Source organism: Clostridium sp. SGI.024 (assembly GCF_050315195.1).
In the GTDB taxonomy this organism is placed as follows: domain Bacteria; phylum Bacillota; class Clostridia; order Clostridiales; family Clostridiaceae; genus Clostridium.
This window is the reverse complement of the sequence record NZ_JBNPON010000001.1, coordinates 132,539-153,301: the sequence shown is the minus strand read 5'-3', so window position 1 is coordinate 153,301 and position 20,763 is coordinate 132,539. Positions and strand designations below refer to the sequence as shown.

Genomic DNA, 20,763 nt, shown 5'->3' with positions numbered 1-20,763 from the left:
GCAATTTTTGTGAAGAAAATAATATAAGCAAAACACAATTTTATTATCAAATATAATTAAGGAGCTTTCAAAATCATGTTAAATATAAATGAAGTTAAGACAGTTTATCTAGCCTGCGGCGTAACGGATTTAAGAAAAAGCATAGATGGACTAATTATGCTTGTAGAGCATCAATTTAAATTAGATCCATTTGAAAAAGCTTTATTTGTATTTTGTAATAAGCAAATGAATAAGCTTAAGATATTACATTTCGATGAAGGATTCTGGTTATATTATCATAGGTTAGAAAGTAATAGATTTAAATGGCCTACTACTCAAGAAGAAGCTTTAAAAGTAAACAAGGAAGAATTAAAATGGTTGCTTAAAGGATATGAAATAAGAAATAAATCTAAATTTAAGCCAGTTACTGAAAAAAATTATTACTAAAATAAAGATAAAAAACTTAAAATTCTATAGTATAAATTAGCCGGAACCCTTTAGAAATAAAGGGTTTTATGTTATAATATGCATATAAACAGAACATTAAGGGGCAGTTAAAATGGAGTTTGTTTTATCACTTTATTTTTTTTAATTGCTATGCGTCGATTTTTTGACACCTACATATATTTTTTAAAAAATAAATATAAGGAAATTATAAGGAGGATAAATGGGTGAAATTTTCTTTAATACTAGAATTAAAAAAGCAAGTATTTCCGACAGAATATAGAAGAGTTATATTAAGTTATATAAAAAATGCAATACTAAAATGTAATGAAGGAAAATATTATGATAATTTTTTTAAAGATACAGAACAAAAAAACTATTGTTTTTCAGTAATATTACCTAAATCAACATTTGGTAGAGAGGAAATAATATTAGGGGAAAATCAGATAGAGATACTTTTTACAGCAGATAATAATGAAAAAACAGGATTTATTTTATATAGTGCGTTCATAAATCAAAAAAATAAAGTTTTTCCATTACCGAACAATAATTTTATGACTTTAAAAAGTATAATTAATAAAAATAGAAAAGAAATAACAAATACTAGAGCAATATTTAAAACAACATTAGGTAGTGGAATATGTGTAAGGGATCATAATAAAGAAACAAATAAGGATACTTACTATGTTTATTATGATGAAGCCTTTAGAGAAAAGTTAGGAGTAGTTATATCTAATCAATTATTAAGAGTAGGTTTTAGTAAAGAAGAAGCTGAAGAGGTAAGAGTAAACCCTATACAGTGTAAAAAAGTTGTTGTTAAACATTATAGAAGATATATAGATATAACAACTGGAATTTTTGAAATACAGGCTAATAAAAAAGTGTTGCAATATTTTTATGATTCTGGAATAGGAAGCCGTAAATCTATGGGATTTGGAATGATAGATTTAGTAACGCAAGATTTACTATAAGAAAGGAGGAGCTTATGAAAACAACTTTACAAAATAATAACTATGATACTATGTTAGAAGCATCAGATTGGAGATTTTCAGCGGCTATAGTTGGGTTAATGCAGTATTTAGATTATTATAATTTAGATTATAAGATAGAGGATGAATATATTTATTATAATACATCTGATATTACTGAGGAAAGGTACTTAAAGTTTGTAGAGTATAAGTATGGGGAGGAACTACATCATAAGGTTATAGAAAATATACTTTCTAGTGAAGAAATAAGTGAAGATCAAGTAAAGAAGATAAACGAAAAGTTATCAGCTAACACAATAATGAAAAAAATTTTTAATAAAATAAGATTTGATAAAACAAATAAAAAGGAAATACTAGAGATTATTAATGAAAATAGATATGAATTAATAAGAGAAACTTTTGGGAAAAAAGATGGTGGATATAAGAGTTATGCAAAAGTAAACATGAAGGATTCAGTTAAATTACTTCAAGATAAAAAAGATTACTGTAGATTAAATGGTTATGCATGTGCAGATGAAAATAGAAAAAGTATGGCTTTAGGGTTTAATTTTGATAAAAGTTCATATGTAACTCAAGATGAAATGGAGTTTGATTTTATTCCATTTGCTTTTAATGGAAATAAAGAAGTATTTTTTATAAATGATAATTGCTCTATAAAAAGATTGAAAATTTCAAATAAAATATTTAGAGATAAGATTGAAAAAGATTTAGATGAAGAAAATAAAAGAAAAGATGCAAGACAGTTGCTTTTTAAAGGGATTATAGAAAGTTCAGATTTTATAAATAGAGATGTTGAAGTAATATTTAAAGATAATAATAAAGAGTATTTTGAAACTTTATATATAAGAAAAGATAGTATAGATATATTAAAAAAATTTAATGAAGAAAATATAGATTATAAATCATTATGTACTTTTTATAAGGTTAATTATATAAATATTCAAAAAGAAGTAACTGACAATATTTTAAACAATATATTATTAGACAATTTAATAGAGCTATATTTAAAAGAAAGTAACAAAGAGTATTTAATAACTCAATTTATAAAAATTAATATGTTAATAAGGGGGGAGAAAACCATGAAGGATACGTTAAAAGGAGTTTATAAAAATGCTAAGCAAGTATCAGAGGTTTTAGATAAAAATAAATTAGATAGTTATAAACAAAAATTAACAAGTTCAATTATATTTAAAGATTATGATAGAGTATGTCAGATATTGCTTCAATTATCAAATTATTCAGGTGTAGAGTTTAATTTTGTATATGATTTGTTTGATGATTTTGAAGAAAATAAAGATTTAGTGTATACGTTTATAAATGCATTATCAAAAAAGATAGAAAATAACTAATTAAGAGGTGGGAATTATGAAAGGTAAAAAAGCATTAACTTTAACAGTGGTAGCTAATATGACATCAAACTATTCAGAAGGATTAGGGAATATAGCAAGTGTACAAAAGGTATTTAAGAATAGAAAAGTATATACTATAAGAAGTAGAGAAAGCTTGAAAAATGCAATTATGGTTCAAAGTGGTATGTATGATGATTTAGAAACAGAAGTTGATGGTGCAACTCAAAAATTAGCTAATAAAGATTTAAATGCATCTAACTGTAGAGCTCTTGAAGGTGGATATATGAGTACAAAAGGAACTACTAATATTAGAAAAAGCTCTTTTTATCTAACAGATGCAATATCATGTGAAAGCTTTGTAAATGAAACTAGATTTCATAATAATTTATATTTAGCTAGTATGGAAGCAAAAAGAAAAAATATAAATCTACAAGAAAAAGCTGGAGAAGTAGGTCTTATGCCTTATCAATATGAGTATGATAAATCTTTAAAAATATATAGTTTAACTATTGATTTAGAGATGATAGGAAAAGATGAAAATTTCGCACAAGAAGAAGGGTATAAAGAAGCTGATAATAAAGAAAAAGCCAACAGAGTAAATTTAATACTTAATGCAGTAGAGAATTTAAGCTTAACTGTAAAAGGAAATTTAGATAATGCAGAACCTATATTTATAGTAGGAGGGTTATCAGATAGAAAGACTCATTATTTTGAGAATGTAGTAAATGTTAAAGAGGATAAATTAATAATATCAGATGATTTAGAAGAGAAAATTAAAAAAGGTTATTATGTCGGACTACTTGAAGGAAATGCATTAGAAAATGAGAGTGAGATAAAAAGTAGGCTAAATACTATATCTATAAGTAAATTCTTTGAGAATATTAAAAATGAAGTAGATACTTATTTTGAAGTATAATTTAAATTAGAAAGTAGGTAAGTATCATGAAAGCGTTAAGAATAGTACTTACTCAAAGTAGTGCTAATTATAAAAGAGAAGAAACAATAGATAATAAAATGACTTATCCACTACCACCAATATCAACAATAATTGGATCTATTCATAATGCTTGCAACTATAGGGAATATCATCCTATGGATATTAGTGTACAGGGTAAGTTCGAAGCTAAGCATAAGGAACCATATACTGACTATTGCTTTTTAAATTCAATAATGGATGATAGAGCAATTTTAGTTAAGATGAAAAATGAAAGTATTTTATCTAGTTCCTTTGATAAAGTAGCTAAGGCAAAAAAAACACAAGGAAATAGTTTTAGAAATGGAATAACTATACAAGTATATAATGAAGAACTATTAAAGGAATATAGAGATTTAAAAGATTTATATGATAAATTATCAGAATATAAGAAGACAGAGTATAAAGATAAATTAGAAGAAATAAAAAAAGAAAAAATTAAGCTTTCAGATATAAGGAAGAAACTTGATAAAAAATCAAAAGAATATTTAGATTTATATAAAGAAGAAAAAGATTTAAAAGATAAGGAAAAAGAATTTAAAGAAAAAGTAAAAAAATATGAAGTTGAAAATTATACAAGACCAATGTCAAAATTTAGATCAGTAACTTCATCATTAAAGTTTTATGAGATTTTAAATAATATAGAATTAGTTATTCATGTAAGAAGTGATGATAAAACATTAAAAGATATAGAAGAAAATATTTATAATTTAAAGTCCATTGGAAGAAGTGAAGATTTTGTAGATATATTAGAAGCAAAGATTGTAAATTTAATAGAAGATGATGATTGTGATATTATAAGCAACTACTCTGCATATTTAAACTATGATGATGTAATAAAAGGTCATATATATTTTAATAAAGCAGATGCAGGAGAAAGTATTAGTGGAACTAAATACTATTTAAATAAAAATTATAAAATTCAAGATGGAAAAAGAATTTTTGAGAAGAAAAAGGCTATTTATGCATCACAATATATAATTGAAGAAACAAGTGATAATGTATTTATAGATAGTGAAGATAATAAAGAATATATTGTTAACTTCATATAAAGTTAAGCAGTAGGGAATACTTCCTGCTGCTTTAAATTTAGGAGAGGTATTATGGAAGATAAATTAAATATATTAGATAAGGAGATATTAGAATTAATAAATTTAAAGATGGCAAAGCCAGATAAAACAATAAAACAACATACTTTAGATTTGCTTGAAAATTTATATAAGTTAAAGCAGTTAGGTTATATAAATGATAATAATATATATGAATTAGTAGAAAAAGCATGTATATATCATGATATAGGTAAAATAAATGATGAATTTCAAAATAGAGTTACTGGAAAAAGTAAAAAATATAAACAAGACAAGGAAGTTGTTCATAATATACTATCACTATATTTTATTAATATTAATAATTTCAATAGTCTAGAAGATTATCTTAAAGTATCTCATAGCGTGTTAAATCATCATAATTACTGCAATAATTTTGATGAAATGAGCGAAAAAGAACAACTTATACAAAGTTTATTATCAAATTATAAAACTTATAAAGTAAAGAAATCCATTAAGCCTAAGATTGCAAGTATAGTAGAAAATATTGAAAGTATAAAGATAAAGGGATACTTACATAAATGTGATTATAGCGCAAGTTCAGGTCATGAGGTTGAGTATCCAAATAACTTTTTAGAAAGTTCACTTTATGAACTTTCTAAAAAGTGGAAAAGCGATAATAATGAAGTTGCTTGGAATGAACTTCAAAAATTTTGTATAGAAAATAGAGATGAAAATATAATAGCAGTAGCTCAAACAGGTATGGGTAAAACTGAAGCTGGTTTACTATGGATAGGTAACAATAAAGGTTTTTTTGTATTACCTATAAGGACAGCCATAAATGCAATTTATGATAGAGTTAGAAATGACATATTAAATAATAAAAGAGTAGAGGAAAGAATAGCAATACTTCATTCAAGTTCTCTAGAGTATTATTTGAGAAATATTATTAATGACAATGTTGAAAAAGAAGAGATTGATTTAATAAATTATCATAAGGTAGGTAAACAGTGGTCAATACCATTAAATATATCTACAATGGACCAAATATTTGATTTTGTATATAAATATCAAGGATATGAGTTAAAAGCTACTACATTATCATATTCAAAGGTGGTTATAGACGAAATTCAAGCCTATGGGCCAGATTTATTAGCATATTTAATATGTGGATTAGAACAAATTATAGAATTAGGTGGGAAGATTGCTATACTAACAGCAACTTTACCTCCTTTTATAAAGGATTTATTAAAGAAAAATATAAACTTCAAAGAAAATGAAGAAGGATTTACTAACAATATTAAAAGACACAATTTAAAAGTAATAAATGAGCGAATAAATAGTAGTGATATCTATGACAAGTATATTGAAAATAAAAATTTAGATAAAAATAATAAGGTATTAGTAGTAACTAATACAATAAAAGAAGCACAGAAGCTTTATAATGAATTACAAGATTTAGTTCCAAAAGAAGAAATTAATATATTACACAGTAAATTTATAAGAAAAGATAGATTAGAAAAAGAAAGAGAAATTATAGAATTCGGCAGAACATATGATGAAAATAAAAATATAGATAAAAAAAATGGAATATGGATATCAACATCCATAGTTGAAGCAAGTTTAGATATAGATTTTGATTATTTATTTACAGAAATACAGGAGTTAAACTCATTATTCCAAAGGTTAGGTAGATGTAATAGAAAAGGTGAAAAAGATAGTAGTAATTATAACTGTTATATTTACACAGAAATAGATACTGCAAATTTAACAAATGGAGATAAAGGTTTTATTGATAAAAGTTTATACGATTTATCAAAAAAAGCAATAATTTCATATGATGGACAAATATCAGAAAAGGAAAAATTAAAATTAATAGAAACATATCTTACAACTGAAAATCTTAAAGGTAGTGATTATATTATAAAATACAGAGAGATATATGAGTATATCAAATCAGTACCTCCTTATAAGTTTGAAATAGAGAAAATAGACTTGAGAAATATATTATCAGAAGAAATAATTCCAAGTCCTGTTTATGAAAAGTATTTAGAAGAGATAGAAGAAATTGAGCATAAGTTAAAATATGAAAATCTTAGTATTTATCAAAGAATTAAATTAAAAGATGAGTTGAGAAAATATACATTGTCAGTACATCCTAATGATATTAGAAATTATGAGAGAGCGAGAGTGAATAGTAAAGCTATTAACTATAGGAGAGTTTGTTTAAGTAAATATAAAAATGATTTTATAAAGGTTATAGAATGTGAATATGATGAAGCTGGTTATAAGAGAATTAATTATCATGATGTTAAAAGAAATTCAAATATATGGTGATAAAAAATGTTATGGGAGGGTAAAAATTGAATAAAGAAATTACAGGCGTAATGATTTATTATTATGAAGTTTGTAAAAGAAAGTTATGGTATTTTTATAATGAAATACAAATGGAGCAAGGAAATGAAAATGTTGAGATAGGTAAAACTATAGATGAAGAAACATATAGAAGAGAGAAAAAACATATAAATATAGATAACATAATAAACATTGATTTTATTAAATCAAAGGGTATATTACATGAAGTTAAAAAAAGCAATAAGATAGAAGATGCAAGCATATTACAAGTGAAATACTATTTATATTTTTTAAAGAAAAAAGGTGTGGAAAATATAAAAGCAAAGATAGATTATCCATTACTTAAACAAAGTATAGATGTAGAACTAACAGATGAAGATAATATTGTTATAGAAGACATTTTACTTGATTTACAAAAAATAACTTCGCTTAAAAATCCACCATATCTAGATAAAAAAAGAATATGTAAAGCTTGTGCATATCATGATTTGTGTTTTATATAGAAAGGTGGTTAAAATGTATGAAGAGAAGTTATTATATTTATAACAATGGAATTTTAAAAAGAAAAGATAATTCAATAGCATTTATAGATGAAGAGGGAATACGTAGATATATTCCCATAGAAACAGTTGATGAAATATATGTAATGTCAGAAATGGACTTTAATACGAATTTAATAAATTATTTATCTCAGTATAATGTAGTGGTACACTTTTTTAATTATTACAGCTTTTATACAGGTAGCTTTCAACCAAGAGAAAAATTAGTATCTGGTAATTTATTAGTTAATCAAGTACTTCACTATACAGATAAAGAAAAGAGACTTACTATAGCAAAAAAAATTATAGATGGAGCAAGCTATAATATATATAGAAATTTAAGATACTATAATGGAAGAGGTAAGAATGTACAAGTGTACATGGATAAAATAGAAGCATTAAGAAAAGATATAGATAAATGTAATAGTATTAATGAGTTAATGGGATATGAGGGGAATATTAGAAAAATATATTATGAAGCTTGGAATATAATAATAAATCAAAAAATAGATTTTACAAAAAGAGTTAAAAATCCACCTGATAATATGATAAATACGTTGATATCTTTTGTTAACACATTGGTGTACACAAAAATATTAGGAGCTATATATCATACACAATTAAATCCTACAGTTAGCTATCTTCATGAGCCAGGAGTAAGAAGATTTTCTTTAAGTTTAGATATAGCAGAAATATTTAAACCTATACTTGCAGATAGACTTATTTTTTCTTTATTAAATAAAAATCAAATTAATGAAAAAAGTTTTACAAAAGAATTAAATTATCTACATCTTACAAAAGAAGCATCAAAAAGAATAGTAGAAGAATTAGATCAAAAACTACAAACTACTATAAAGCATAAAGACTTAAATAAAAATGTGTCATATGAATATTTAATGAGACTTGAATGTTATAAATTAATAAAGCATTTGTTAGAAGAAAAAGAATATGAACCGTTTAAGATATGGTGGTAGGAGGGACTTAAATGTATGTAATATTAGTTTATGATATAAAAACAGATTATGATGGACAAAGAGTTTTAAATAGAACATTTAAAATTTGTAAAAAATATTTATCACATATTCAGAATTCGGTATTTGAAGGAGAATTATCAGAATCACAAATAATTAAGCTAAAATATGAATTAAATGCTATAATAAGAAGGGATATAGATTCTATAATTTTATTTAAAAGTAGAAATGAAAAATGGTTAACTAAAGATATGTGGGGAAAGCAAGAAGATAAAACTAGTAATTTTATTTAACTGTCGACCTAACATAATGTTAAAATATAATGAGATAGACAATTATAGATATAATAAATAATTAAGAAGATATTTAAGATAATATATAACATAAAAATTTTAATAATTATTATAATTTAAAGAGGGAGACAGAAACTATAGTTTAACATTAGAAATGACAGTCTTTTTTTATTAACGTGTAGAAGTAGCACCATATTGGAATGTAAATTTGATTAATAAATACACACACCCTAGAATGAGAGTTGGTAGAAGTAGCACCATATTGGAATGTAAATTCTTCATTCCTCACTTTCATAATTAAATCTAAGGAGTAGAAGTAGCACCATATTGGAATGTAAATAAAGATATTAAGTTTTTAATAACACTATCTTTAACGTAGAAGTAGCACCATATTGGAATGTAAATGCAAGACTTTGTAGTAGGAAGTTATCATTATGGAAGTAGAAGTAGCACCATATTGGAATGTAAATTGTTATTGGATATGGCAATTTATTTATATCGCCCGTAGAAGTAGCACCATATTGGAATGTAAATCCTTATATAAATCCCTCATACTATCACCGAATGATGTAGAAGTAGCACCATATTGGAATGTAAATTACAAGTCTATAGCTTGTTCAAGTTTATCTTGTATAGGTAGAAGTAGCACCATATTGGAATGTAAATTTGCTACTTCTCTTACAAGCAAACTATTTTCACTTGCGTAGAAGTAGCACCATATTGGAATGTAAATTTACTACCCTGTAAGGTAATAATTTTATAATTTTATGTAGAAGTAGCACCATATTGGAATGTAAATACACTTTCAAAAGCACATCTTCATCTCTTTCTTTAGCGTAGAAGTAGCACCATATTGGAATGTAAATCCTTTTGCAATAGGAATTATATGGTCTACACTTGGAGTAGAAGTAGCACCATATTGGAATGTAAATATTATCTTTAACTGGAATTATATGATGTACTGTATGGTAGAAGTAGCACCATATTGGAATGTAAATCAACACTCGCAAGTATATTCTTTTTCTTTATGTTTTGTAGAAGTAGCACCATATTGGAATGTAAATGAAGATGGAAAAAATTCAGAATCAGACGCTAAAGAGGTAGAAGTAGCACCATATTGGAATGTAAATTGCATACGGCGAGTTATCATTTTTAATTCTTTTCTACGTAGAAGTAGCACCATATTGGAATGTAAATTATTTTCATATTAATAATTATGTTCACTTGATTTATGTAGAAGTAGCACCATATTGGAATGTAAATATATACAATTTATTAAAATTAATTAATTATGCAAGTAGAAGTAGCACCATATTGGAATGTAAATTATGGAATAGAAACTATACAACAAGCTGGGTGTGGAGTAGAAGTAGCACCATATTGGAATGTAAATATTTTTAATGCTTTTCTTTTCTTTATGTCAGAAATAGTAGAAGTAGCACCATATTGGAATGTAAATTCTGTCTTTAAAGATTTAAGATAAAGTTTCATAAGGTAGAAGTAGCACCATATTGGAATGTAAATCAATTTGAAAAGATTTCTTACAAAGTTAAGAAAAAAGTAGAAGTAGCACCATATTGGAATGTAAATGCAATTAAAGGGATTTTGGATGATTTTACTCATCACTGTAGAAGTAGCACCATATTGGAATGTAAATGACGGTAAAACATTACAGAAAATATTCCTTGATAAGTAGAAGTAGCACCATATTGGAATGTAAATTCTTTAGTTAGAACTAAAGCGGGAACGTTATTAGGAGTAGAAGTAGCACCATATTGGAATGTAAATTTTATAATTTGATAAGGTACGTGATATTTTTCTTGTGTAGAAGTAGCACCATATTGGAATGTAAATTAATAGCTTGTCTTTTTTTTTAATATGTTGCTCTGGTAGAAGTAGCACCATATTGGAATGTAAATAATACTTATATTTTCTACACATTATTATACAAACTTGTAGAAGTAGCACCATATTGGAATGTAAATAATATAATAATATCAAACATACGTTCAGTTGTAAGTAGAAGTAGCACCATATTGGAATGTAAATTTATTTAACAATTTGTGTCTTATCTGATGACAACTTGTAGAAGTAGCACCATATTGGAATGTAAATATGCTAATATACTCATCAGTATACCTACTATTGAAAAGTAGAAGTAGCACCATATTGGAATGTAAATAGTATAATAAATGTTCCTGTTAATATTTTCTTATTAGGTAGAAGTAGCACCATATTGGAATGTAAATATTATTTATGAAGAACGTAAGTATTTTAAAAAAATGGTAGAAGTAGCACCATATTGGAATGTAAATCATCTACATATCTTCTTTAGCATTAATATCCTTCTAGTAGAAGTAGCACCATATTGGAATGTAAATATTAATTAAGTTAATCCTATAATCTCAAGGAGATAGGTAGAAGTAGCACCATATTGGAATGTAAATAATACAACAGATGGAAATTGTTTTTTTATTATCGGTGGTAGAAGTAGCACCATATTGGAATGTAAATCTATCACTTCAAATCTAACATCTAAATCCCAATTAGTAGAAGTAGCACCATATTGGAATGTAAATGATGATGAAATTACTTTAATAAACAATATTATTTCAGTAGAAGTAGCACCATATTGGAATGTAAATAGAACTAATACTGAATATTTAAGCAGCAACGAAAAAGTAGAAGTAGCACCATATTGGAATGTAAATTTTCCTACTGTATAATCAATAGCAACTCTCACCATAGTAGAAGTAGCACCATATTGGAATGTAAATTATTGTCAAATTTCTTACAAAAATAAAGGGCATATGGTAGAAGTAGCACCATATTGGAATGTAAATTATGTATTAATTATACTACGTTTAAACGTAAATGTGTAGAAGTAGCACCATATTGGAATGTAAATTAACTATTTCTATTAAGTTCTTTGCACGCTCTTAACGTAGAAGTAGCACCATATTGGAATGTAAATTTTTAATTGTAGTTTAAAATTTACAAGTAAATGTATGTAGAAGTAGCACCATATTGGAATGTAAATTTTTATCATCTACATCTTTTCTCAATGATTCGTTCAGTAGAAGTAGCACCATATTGGAATGTAAATTATTTCTTTTGTTCTATTAATGCAGTTAATACTATAGTAGAAGTAGCACCATATTGGAATGTAAATTATTGTGAATTATTATAAAGAAATATGGAGTATTAGTAGAAGTAGCACCATATTGGAATGTAAATGAAGCAGGAGTATTCACTTGCACAGTAGATGCAATTGTAGAAGTAGCACCATATTGGAATGTAAATATAAGACCAATTATAAAACTTGCTTTTTTCATATCCGTAGAAGTAGCACCATATTGGAATGTAAATATTAATGGACACAATACCAATATCCCTAATAACGTTGTAGAAGTAGCACCATATTGGAATGTAAATACTAGACCATATATTATGCTAATGAATTTATATATTGTAGAAGTAGCACCATATTGGAATGTAAATCCCTAGAATGAGAGTTATAGAATTTTCTGATGTGAGTAGAAGTAGCACCATATTGGAATGTAAATCTTGATAGAAACGCTTGGGCAACTGGTGATGGTGGGTAGAAGTAGCACCATATTGGAATGTAAATTATTTCTTTTGTTCTATTAATGCAGTTAATACTATGTAGAAGTAGCACCATATTGGAATGTAAATGTGAATAATAGAAAGCTACAACTTAATATCCCTAAGTAGAAGTAGCACCATATTGGAATGTAAATGCTTGTGGTGCAAAATCAGCTACTGTATCTGTAATAGTAGAAGTAGCACCATATTGGAATGTAAATTGTAGATTCTAATTTAGAATTTATATCTTCTTCAAGTAGAAGTAGCACCATATTGGAATGTAAATACTTCTGCCCCTGTAACAAATAGATAGTGTTGAACGTAGAAGTAGCACCATATTGGAATGTAAATGTACTCCTTCTGGGAAAATGATGGTTACACTTCTTGGTAGAAGTAGCACCATATTGGAATGTAAATATGTATGGATAAGAAGGAAGTATAAAAAGACTAGGAAGTAGAAGTAGCACCATATTGGAATGTAAATTTCAGTAGATTCATGTGTGTATTCACCTGTTTGCCGTAGAAGTAGCACCATATTGGAATGTAAATTATGGTGTAGATAACTTAAACTTTTTATCTTTTGCGTAGAAGTAGCACCATATTGGAATGTAAATAAAGGTGTTTTTGCTACATTACAAAACTTAAAAGATGGTAGAAGTAGCACCATATTGGAATGTAAATTGGAAAAAATAATCATTATAGATACTTAAACGCATTGTAGAAGTAGCACCATATTGGAATGTAAATAGTAATAAAAATACTCTTGATTTTACCTGCTCATATGTAGAAGTAGCACCATATTGGAATGTAAATATAAAATATTATGTTCTAAATATCCTTAAAGGCTTTGTAGAAGTAGCACCATATTGGAATGTAAATTTAGAAACAATATTTAATAAAGACAAAATAAGAAGAGTAGAAGTAGCACCATATTGGAATGTAAATGTTGCTGATTTATAACCTAAGCTATTAAGCTCATTAGTAGAAGTAGCACCATATTGGAATGTAAATTTCTAATTAAAATGGCATATCCCCATCATCAACTGGGTAGAAGTAGCACCATATTGGAATGTAAATATTGTAATAATAACACCATTAAATGCCGTAAATCAAGTAGAAGTAGCACCATATTGGAATGTAAATATAATATAATATTTATTATTTACTTCAATGTAATTCGTAGAAGTAGCACCATATTGGAATGTAAATGAGTTTGACAGAGAATATGTTTTAGAATCAACATATGTAGAAGTAGCACCATATTGGAATGTAAATCGATATAGAAGGTGGATTTGGTAAAGGAAAAAAAGCGTAGAAGTAGCACCATATTGGAATGTAAATTGCTCATAACATTGTATTTTTTAACCTTATCTTTTAAGTAGAAGTAGCACCATATTGGAATGTAAATTGATTATTTTTGGAATAAAATTTATCTTCACCTTCGTAGAAGTAGCACCATATTGGAATGTAAATATATTAACTGCTTAATATTATCTTTAAACTTCCTTGGTAGAAGTAGCACCATATTGGAATGTAAATTATACCCTCCAAATCAAATTATCTTGTCCTTCATATGTAGAAGTAGCACCATATTGGAATGTAAATTCTCTTTCTTCTTCTAATGTATTATTTAATAATGTGTAGAAGTAGCACCATATTGGAATGTAAATTTCTATTAGATATTCAGTTTCTTCAATTGTCCAAGGGTAGAAGTAGCACCATATTGGAATGTAAATATTGTTCTATATTTATCATACTTCTTATGTATTTTACGTAGAAGTAGCACCATATTGGAATGTAAATTTGAACTATATCTCCAAATTGCACCTACCACGCAAGGTAGAAGTAGCACCATATTGGAATGTAAATATAAACGCTATCAAATATTTTTTCAATATTCCTATGTAGAAGTAGCACCATATTGGAATGTAAATGTTTCAAAATCTACTTCAACATTATCTTCTTTTAAGGTAGAAGTAGCACCATATTGGAATGTAAATTAAAAACAATTAAATTTAATTAATGAGATAAAGAACGTAGAAGTAGCACCATATTGGAATGTAAATATTGTTCTATATTTATCATACTTCTTATGTATTTTACGTAGAAGTAGCACCATATTGGAATGTAAATATCAATTTTTGATGGAGAAACAAGAGATTATATAGGTAGAAGTAGCACCATATTGGAATGTAAATATCAATTTTTGATGGAGAAACAAGAGATTATATAGGTAGAAGTAGCACCATATTGGAATGTAAATACTTAAACTATATCCAGGAGCATGTGCATATTCTGGTAGAAGTAGCACCATATTGGAATGTAAATTATCATCTATTGCTTTTATTATTGCTTTTTCAACGGTAGAAGTAGCACCATATTGGAATGTAAATCTAAAATCACTCTCTATTACTTCTCCTTCTTCATAAGCGTAGAAGTAGCACCATATTGGAATGTAAATTTGTTTCATTGTCTTCAAAACATTTATTGCTTATTAGTAGAAGTAGCACCATATTGGAATGTAAATTTGGCTGAAATACATTGGAGCACTTATATCACTTACGTAGAAGTAGCACCATATTGGAATGTAAATTCATCAACTGGTGTTATATCGTTATAAAAATCATCTGTAGAAGTAGCACCATATTGGAATGTAAATGGAGAAGAAAGAGGAATAAGAGAAATAGCATTTGAGTAGAAGTAGCACCATATTGGAATGTAAATTATTTAGTATTGAGCAAAGGTACTTCAACTGATATTGTAGAAGTAGCACCATATTGGAATGTAAATATAACAAATCTAAAAATTACAAGAATGATATAAAAGGTAGAAGTAGCACCATATTGGAATGTAAATCTATGTTCAGCTAGTTTTAATAATATTTTCTTTGAGTAGAAGTAGCACCATATTGGAATGTAAATTTTGAACTTAACAAATCAATTCTAAATTCTATTCTGTAGAAGTAGCACCATATTGGAATGTAAATAATTCAATGCTGATATATTCTAATGTAAGCATATCCGTAGAAGTAGCACCATATTGGAATGTAAATATATAGACCTTTAGGTCGTGGCTCTTACTTGACATAGTAGAAGTAGCACCATATTGGAATGTAAATATAAACAATTAACGGTTGTATTAAAGTTGCAAAGGAAATTAAAATAAACAAAATTAAGTTATGATATTAAAAAATTAAAGCTTTAAAAAAGGGAAATTGGATGAAAATGATTTAATAAATCCAGCAAAAGAATTAAAAGATTAATGAATCAGTTAACATTTAAATATAATAATATTATTTTAAATTAATTATATTTACTACATTTATTGGTAAATATTTGTTAATAATAAATATGTAAAATTATTGTAAATTGTATAAAAAGAGTTGACTATATGTATATTTAAAAATAAAATATAATTATAGCTTGTTAAATTATACATTATCCACCCATATATTTTAACAAGATAATAAAATCTACAATAAGTAGATAGCACCTAATTTAATTAATATTAGGTGCTATTCTATTAATTTAAAAGTTAGAATAAGAATAAAATATATTTTTATGAGGAATAATAACTTCATTGAAAAAATAGAGGTGAAAATAATGTTAATTATTATTCTGACAGCATGGTTAATTGGAATAGCACTAATTCTAATATTTTTTAAAGGAGCAACTAAAAAAGAAAAAGAAATATAAACTAAGATAATTATAAAATAAAAATACAATTTATAAACTCTAGAAATAGAGTTTTTTATTTTAATATAAAAAATTATTAATAAATAAGAGTTACAAATATTATCTTCCGTAAATATGATGTATATAAGAATAAATATAGTAGCTTCTAAAGCAGCGTTAATAAGGAAGGATAATAATATGGAGAATTTGTTTACTATATTAATAATTGCATTAATTGCTGAAAGTGTATGGGAAACTTTAAAAATGATATGGCAGCAAGGGAAAATATCTATAGATAGAATAGGAGCATTAATTGTATCCTTGGTGATTTGCTTTGGTATTAGATTAGATATTTTAAAATTGCTTGAAATAAATAGTACAATACCTTACTTAGGTATAATATTAACGTCTATTTTAATATCCAGGGGATCTAATTTTATCCATGACTTGTTGGTTAAAATAGGACAAGGAAATAAATAGATTAACATTAACATGAGATGTATTTAAATTAAAAATATTTAGAATTAAGTTTCAAGAAAAATTAAGGATTAGTTTTAGTGACTAATCCTATTTTACTTAAATAAGCTTTTAATAATATAAATTCTTATAATGTCAGGTAAAAAAGCAGTATGTAAAATATCTACCTGACAAAATAATTAACTACTAAATATATGATAATTTAAAGACAAGTTTTATGTCAAATGAATATTTTTCTATTAAAATAAAACTATAATTTGATTTAATAAGTATTATTAATGAATATTTATTACTTGAATTATAAAAGTAGGATAATTATACTAAAGTTAAATAATAATATAAGAAAGGTGATTTTTTATGAAAAATTTATTTACACCTTATGAAAATAAAGGACTTAAATTGAAAAATAGAATAGTTTTGCCACCAATGTGTCAATACTCAGTAGATAAGAAGGATGGAATAGCTACAGATTGGCATTTTGTTCATTATGTAAGTAGGGCTATAGGAGGCGTAGGGTTAATTATCGTAGAAATGACAGATGTTGAACCAGATGGTCGTATTAGTGATTACGATTTAGGGTTATGGTGTGATGAACAAATAGAGCCATTAAAGAGAATTGTTGATGAATGTCATAAGTATGGAGCAAAGGTAGCTATACAAATTGCTCATGCTGGTAGAAAGGCAGAAGATGCAGAAGTTCCAGTAGCACCTTCAGCAATACCTTTTGATTCTAATTCTAAGACTCCAAGAGAGTTAAGTACTGAAGAAGTGAAGGAAATGGTAGAAAAATTTAGAATGGCTATTAGACGTGCATTAAAAGCTGGATTTGATGCTATTGAGATTCATGGAGCTCATGGTTATTTAATTCATCAATTCCATTCACCATTAACAAATAAAAGAAATGATGAATATGGTAAAGATTTAACTAAGTTTGGAGTAGATATAATAAAAGCTGCTAAAGAGGAAATGCCTAAAGATATGCCTTTAATAATGAGAATTTCTGCTACTGAGTATGTAGATGGAGGATATAAGATAGAAACTGGAACTGAAATTGCTAAGGCCTATAAGGAAGCTGGAGTTGATATATTACATATAAGCTCTGGTGGAGAAGGCCCAATTGGATCAAGTGGCACTCCAGGAACTCATTCAGGGTATCAAATACCATTAGCTAGAGAAATTAAAGAAAAGTTAGATATTGATGTAATTACTGTAGGTAAGTTAGATGAACCAGAACTTGCAAATGCAGTAATAGGAAATGAAGATGCTGATTTAGTAGCTATAGGAAGAGCAATGCTTAGAAATCCTTATTGGACATTTGAAGCTGCTATTAAGTTAAATATGAAGACGCAAGTTCCAAAACAATATGGAAGAGGTTTTACTAGAAATATTCAAGAAGAATAGGTGATAATATGAGAAGTATAAAGTACCCTGCAATTTATAAACATTTTAAAAATAATTATTATGCTGTACTGTCTGTAAGTAAAAGAATTAAAGATGAAGATATTGATAAGAATAAACTTTTATTACAAGGATATCATACAGAACTAAATAAATTAATAAACATCTACAAAATAGGTGATTTATATTATCATGATAATATACTTGAAGAAAGTTTAGTTTTGTATAAAGCTCTCTATGATGATAAGGGCATTTATGCTAGACCTATAGAGATGTTTTTAAGCGAAGTAGATAGGTCTAAGTATCCAGATGTAGAACAGAAATATAGATTTGAGTTATTTAACTAGTAGAAAGAAAGCTGTCATTTTTTATGATAGCTTTCTTTCATTGTATAAGTATATAAAATAATCAATATAATATAAAAGTTAATTATACGGTTAAAAAAAGAATTAAATTGATGCAAAATAATAGATATTATGATAAAATATATATTGATTATTTGTTGTAAAATAGTGTAAAATACAATAAAAAAAGTCTGTTATGGCGTAAAATAGGGTGCTAGAGTTTTGAATTATATATTTAGAATTATTGATAAGTAGTTTTTATGAGAGGAGAAATCAATGGGATATAACAAATTTAAATTTGCTGTATGTGATGACTCAAAAAAAGATAGGGAAAATCTGATTAAACTTATTTATGAATATTTAGATCAAAATAATTTATATGGAGAAATTGATGAGTTTGAGTCTGGTAAAGATTTGTTAAAAAGTAATTTTGAACAATATTCAATTATATTTTTAGATATTTATATGGATAATATTGATGGTATTGAAGTAGCAAAAAGACTTAAGAATAGTGGAAATAATATAAATATAGTTTTTACAACAATTAGTGATGATTTTGCTGCAGAATCTTATGATGTAGAAGCTCTGTATTATATGATAAAACCTATAAATAAGAAAAAGTTATTTTTATTACTGGACAATTTCTTATATCTTTATTATTCAGTAAGATTTATAACTATAAAGGTTGGACGTATGGAAACATATATTGCTTTAGATGATATCATATTCGTAGAATCTTCAGGGAAAAAAAGCATAATACATACAAAAAGAGGAATTATAGAATCATCTACTAGCTTTGCTAAAATGAATGAAATGCTATCTAAACCAGATTTTATAAAACCAATTCGTTATGCTATAGTGTCAGTTCGTGAAATTGTAAATATTCCAACTAATGTTCTTTTAATGTCTGATGGCACCGAAATACCAATAAGTAGAAATGAAAGAAGTAATATAAAAAAGGCTTTTTGCGATTATAGATGGAAAAAGATGAGAGAGTGGATGGCAGTAAAATAAAATGAATATTATGTTATGCTTTTTTTCTATAATAGTTCATATGCCAAGTATAATATTTCGTTATATACCTTTTTCAGAGTACATCAATAAAAAACAAAAGAAAAAGCTTATTGAATTATATGCTATATTATTAATTATAAATTTTATTATATGTTTAATAGTTCAGTTAACTATAGGAATAGGTATAATATTTTACAATATAAATATATTAAGTTTTTCTATACTAATATCAGTAATTAATAGTATTATAATTAAAAATATGAATTATGAGCATATATTTGTATTTGGTGTAGTTGAAACAATAGAACTAACACTTATATCTTTTTCAATTTATGTTCAAGAGCTTTTTAACACACAAGATATTTATATTAAAATAATCGTAAGTACTATAATATTAATGGTGAATTTTGGAGTAGTTTATATTCCAATTAAAGAACTAATAGGTAATATATTTTCATATTTTTCAATGCAGGATAGTAAAAATTTTTGGAAAAAGGTTTGGATTGTATCTAATGCACTTTTTTTGGTTAGTTTGTTTTTAACTCCTATAAACAAATATGATATAACCTTAATGGATCTTATAAGCAGGGTGTTTATTGGAATAGCTACTTTAATTATTTGTAAAGGTATTATTCATGATTATACTCAAAGCTTAAAAATGGAAAAAATTTTAGAACAGCTTCATTTACAGAAAAATTACTATAAGGCATTATCTGATAATGTAGAAAAAGCAAGAAAAGCAAGACATGATTTAAAGTATCATATTTCTGCAATTACTTGGTTTGTTGAAAATGAAGAGTTTGATGAATTGAAAAAGTACTTAGAAGAATATAAAAGTACTTATAAAATAAATTCATCTATACCGTATACTGGTAGTTCGGCTATAGATGGAATAGTTTATCATTATATGGAAATTGCAAATGAATATGGTGTACGATTCGAAGTTAACTGTTCATTTAATAATTTGAGAATTCAAGATGTTGATTTATGTACACTATTAGGAAATAGCTTAGAAAATGCAATAACTGCAAGTAAAAATGTAGAAGGAGATAAATTTATATCTCTTTATTCAGAAAATGATGATTATCAGTTTGTTTTAATAGTTGATAATAGTTTTGATGGAATTATTTTAAGAAAAAATGGGAAAATAATTTCAAAGAAGAATAATGAAGAATGTGGTATAGGTATTAGTTCTATGGAATCAATTTGCAAAAAATACAATGGCTATTGTACATTTGAAGCTCATAATAATGTTTTTCATTCTAGTTTCATTTTAAGCAATGGTATTGATAAATAAAAATAATTTATAAAG

14 protein-coding genes and 1 CRISPR repeat array are annotated in these 20,763 nt (G+C 26.1%); all 14 genes read left to right on the top strand.

What is annotated here, in order from left to right:
* Positions 1-75: 75 nt before the first annotated feature.
* The 14 genes from tnpB (at position 76) to ACQRD5_RS00610 (ending at position 20,748) form a co-directional block, all read left to right on the top strand.
* On the top strand, positions 76-426 hold the full coding sequence (tnpB, locus tag ACQRD5_RS00675) for an IS66 family insertion sequence element accessory protein TnpB (RefSeq protein ID WP_294354942.1): 351 nt from the start codon (positions 76-78) through the stop codon (positions 424-426).
* A gap of 224 nt (positions 427-650) precedes the next feature.
* On the top strand, positions 651-1,394 hold the full coding sequence (gene cas6 / locus ACQRD5_RS00670; RefSeq protein WP_294364488.1) for a CRISPR-associated endoribonuclease Cas6: 744 nt from the start codon (positions 651-653) through the stop codon (positions 1,392-1,394).
* 14 nt (positions 1,395-1,408) lie between these two features.
* Positions 1,409-2,761: a type I CRISPR-associated protein Cas8a1/Csx8 gene (gene cas8a1, locus ACQRD5_RS00665; protein ID WP_308780341.1), complete on the top strand. Its 1,353-nt coding sequence runs from the start codon at positions 1,409-1,411 to the stop codon at positions 2,759-2,761.
* Positions 2,762-2,777: 16 nt separating this feature from the next.
* Complete coding sequence (gene cas7i / locus ACQRD5_RS00660; protein ID WP_294364493.1) at positions 2,778-3,677, top strand: type I-B CRISPR-associated protein Cas7/Cst2/DevR; 900 nt, start codon at positions 2,778-2,780, stop codon at positions 3,675-3,677.
* Positions 3,678-3,703: 26 nt separating this feature from the next.
* Positions 3,704-4,786, top strand: coding sequence for a CRISPR-associated protein Cas5 (gene cas5 / locus ACQRD5_RS00655; protein ID WP_427746405.1), 1,083 nt, complete (start codon positions 3,704-3,706; stop codon positions 4,784-4,786).
* Positions 4,787-4,837: 51 nt separating this feature from the next.
* Positions 4,838-7,117, top strand: coding sequence for a CRISPR-associated helicase Cas3' (gene cas3 / locus ACQRD5_RS00650; protein ID WP_308780340.1), 2,280 nt, complete (start codon positions 4,838-4,840; stop codon positions 7,115-7,117).
* Between the two features lie 26 nt (positions 7,118-7,143).
* The gene (locus ACQRD5_RS00645) at positions 7,144-7,638 is read left to right on the top strand and encodes a CRISPR-associated protein Cas4 (RefSeq protein ID WP_294364501.1); all 495 of its coding nucleotides are present in this window, start codon (positions 7,144-7,146) and stop codon (positions 7,636-7,638) included.
* A gap of 17 nt (positions 7,639-7,655) precedes the next feature.
* Entirely contained in the window at positions 7,656-8,648 is a 993-nt protein-coding gene (cas1b, locus tag ACQRD5_RS00640) for a type I-B CRISPR-associated endonuclease Cas1b (RefSeq protein ID WP_321129502.1), read from the top strand.
* Positions 8,649-8,659: 11 nt separating this feature from the next.
* Positions 8,660-8,938, top strand: coding sequence for a CRISPR-associated endonuclease Cas2 (gene cas2, locus ACQRD5_RS00635; protein ID WP_308780338.1), 279 nt, complete (start codon positions 8,660-8,662; stop codon positions 8,936-8,938).
* Between the two features lie 178 nt (positions 8,939-9,116).
* Positions 9,117-15,662: a CRISPR direct-repeat array (repeat unit 30 nt; unit sequence GTAGAAGTAGCACCATATTGGAATGTAAAT).
* Positions 15,663-16,353: 691 nt separating this feature from the next.
* Positions 16,354-16,698 (top strand): hypothetical protein, encoded by a 345-nt coding sequence (locus tag ACQRD5_RS00630; protein ID WP_374044472.1) that lies wholly within the window; start codon positions 16,354-16,356, stop codon positions 16,696-16,698.
* Between the two features lie 354 nt (positions 16,699-17,052).
* Positions 17,053-18,096: an NADH:flavin oxidoreductase/NADH oxidase gene (locus tag ACQRD5_RS00625; protein WP_427746404.1), complete on the top strand. Its 1,044-nt coding sequence runs from the start codon at positions 17,053-17,055 to the stop codon at positions 18,094-18,096.
* Between the two features lie 8 nt (positions 18,097-18,104).
* On the top strand, positions 18,105-18,440 hold the full coding sequence (locus ACQRD5_RS00620) for a DUF1653 domain-containing protein (protein WP_320628242.1): 336 nt from the start codon (positions 18,105-18,107) through the stop codon (positions 18,438-18,440).
* 273 nt (positions 18,441-18,713) lie between these two features.
* A complete protein-coding gene (locus ACQRD5_RS00615; RefSeq protein WP_427746403.1) occupies positions 18,714-19,451 on the top strand; it encodes a LytR/AlgR family response regulator transcription factor in 738 nt (245 codons plus the stop codon).
* 1 nt (position 19,452) lies between these two features.
* On the top strand, positions 19,453-20,748 hold the full coding sequence (locus ACQRD5_RS00610; RefSeq protein WP_320901849.1) for a sensor histidine kinase: 1,296 nt from the start codon (positions 19,453-19,455) through the stop codon (positions 20,746-20,748).
* Positions 20,749-20,763 lie beyond the last annotated feature (15 nt).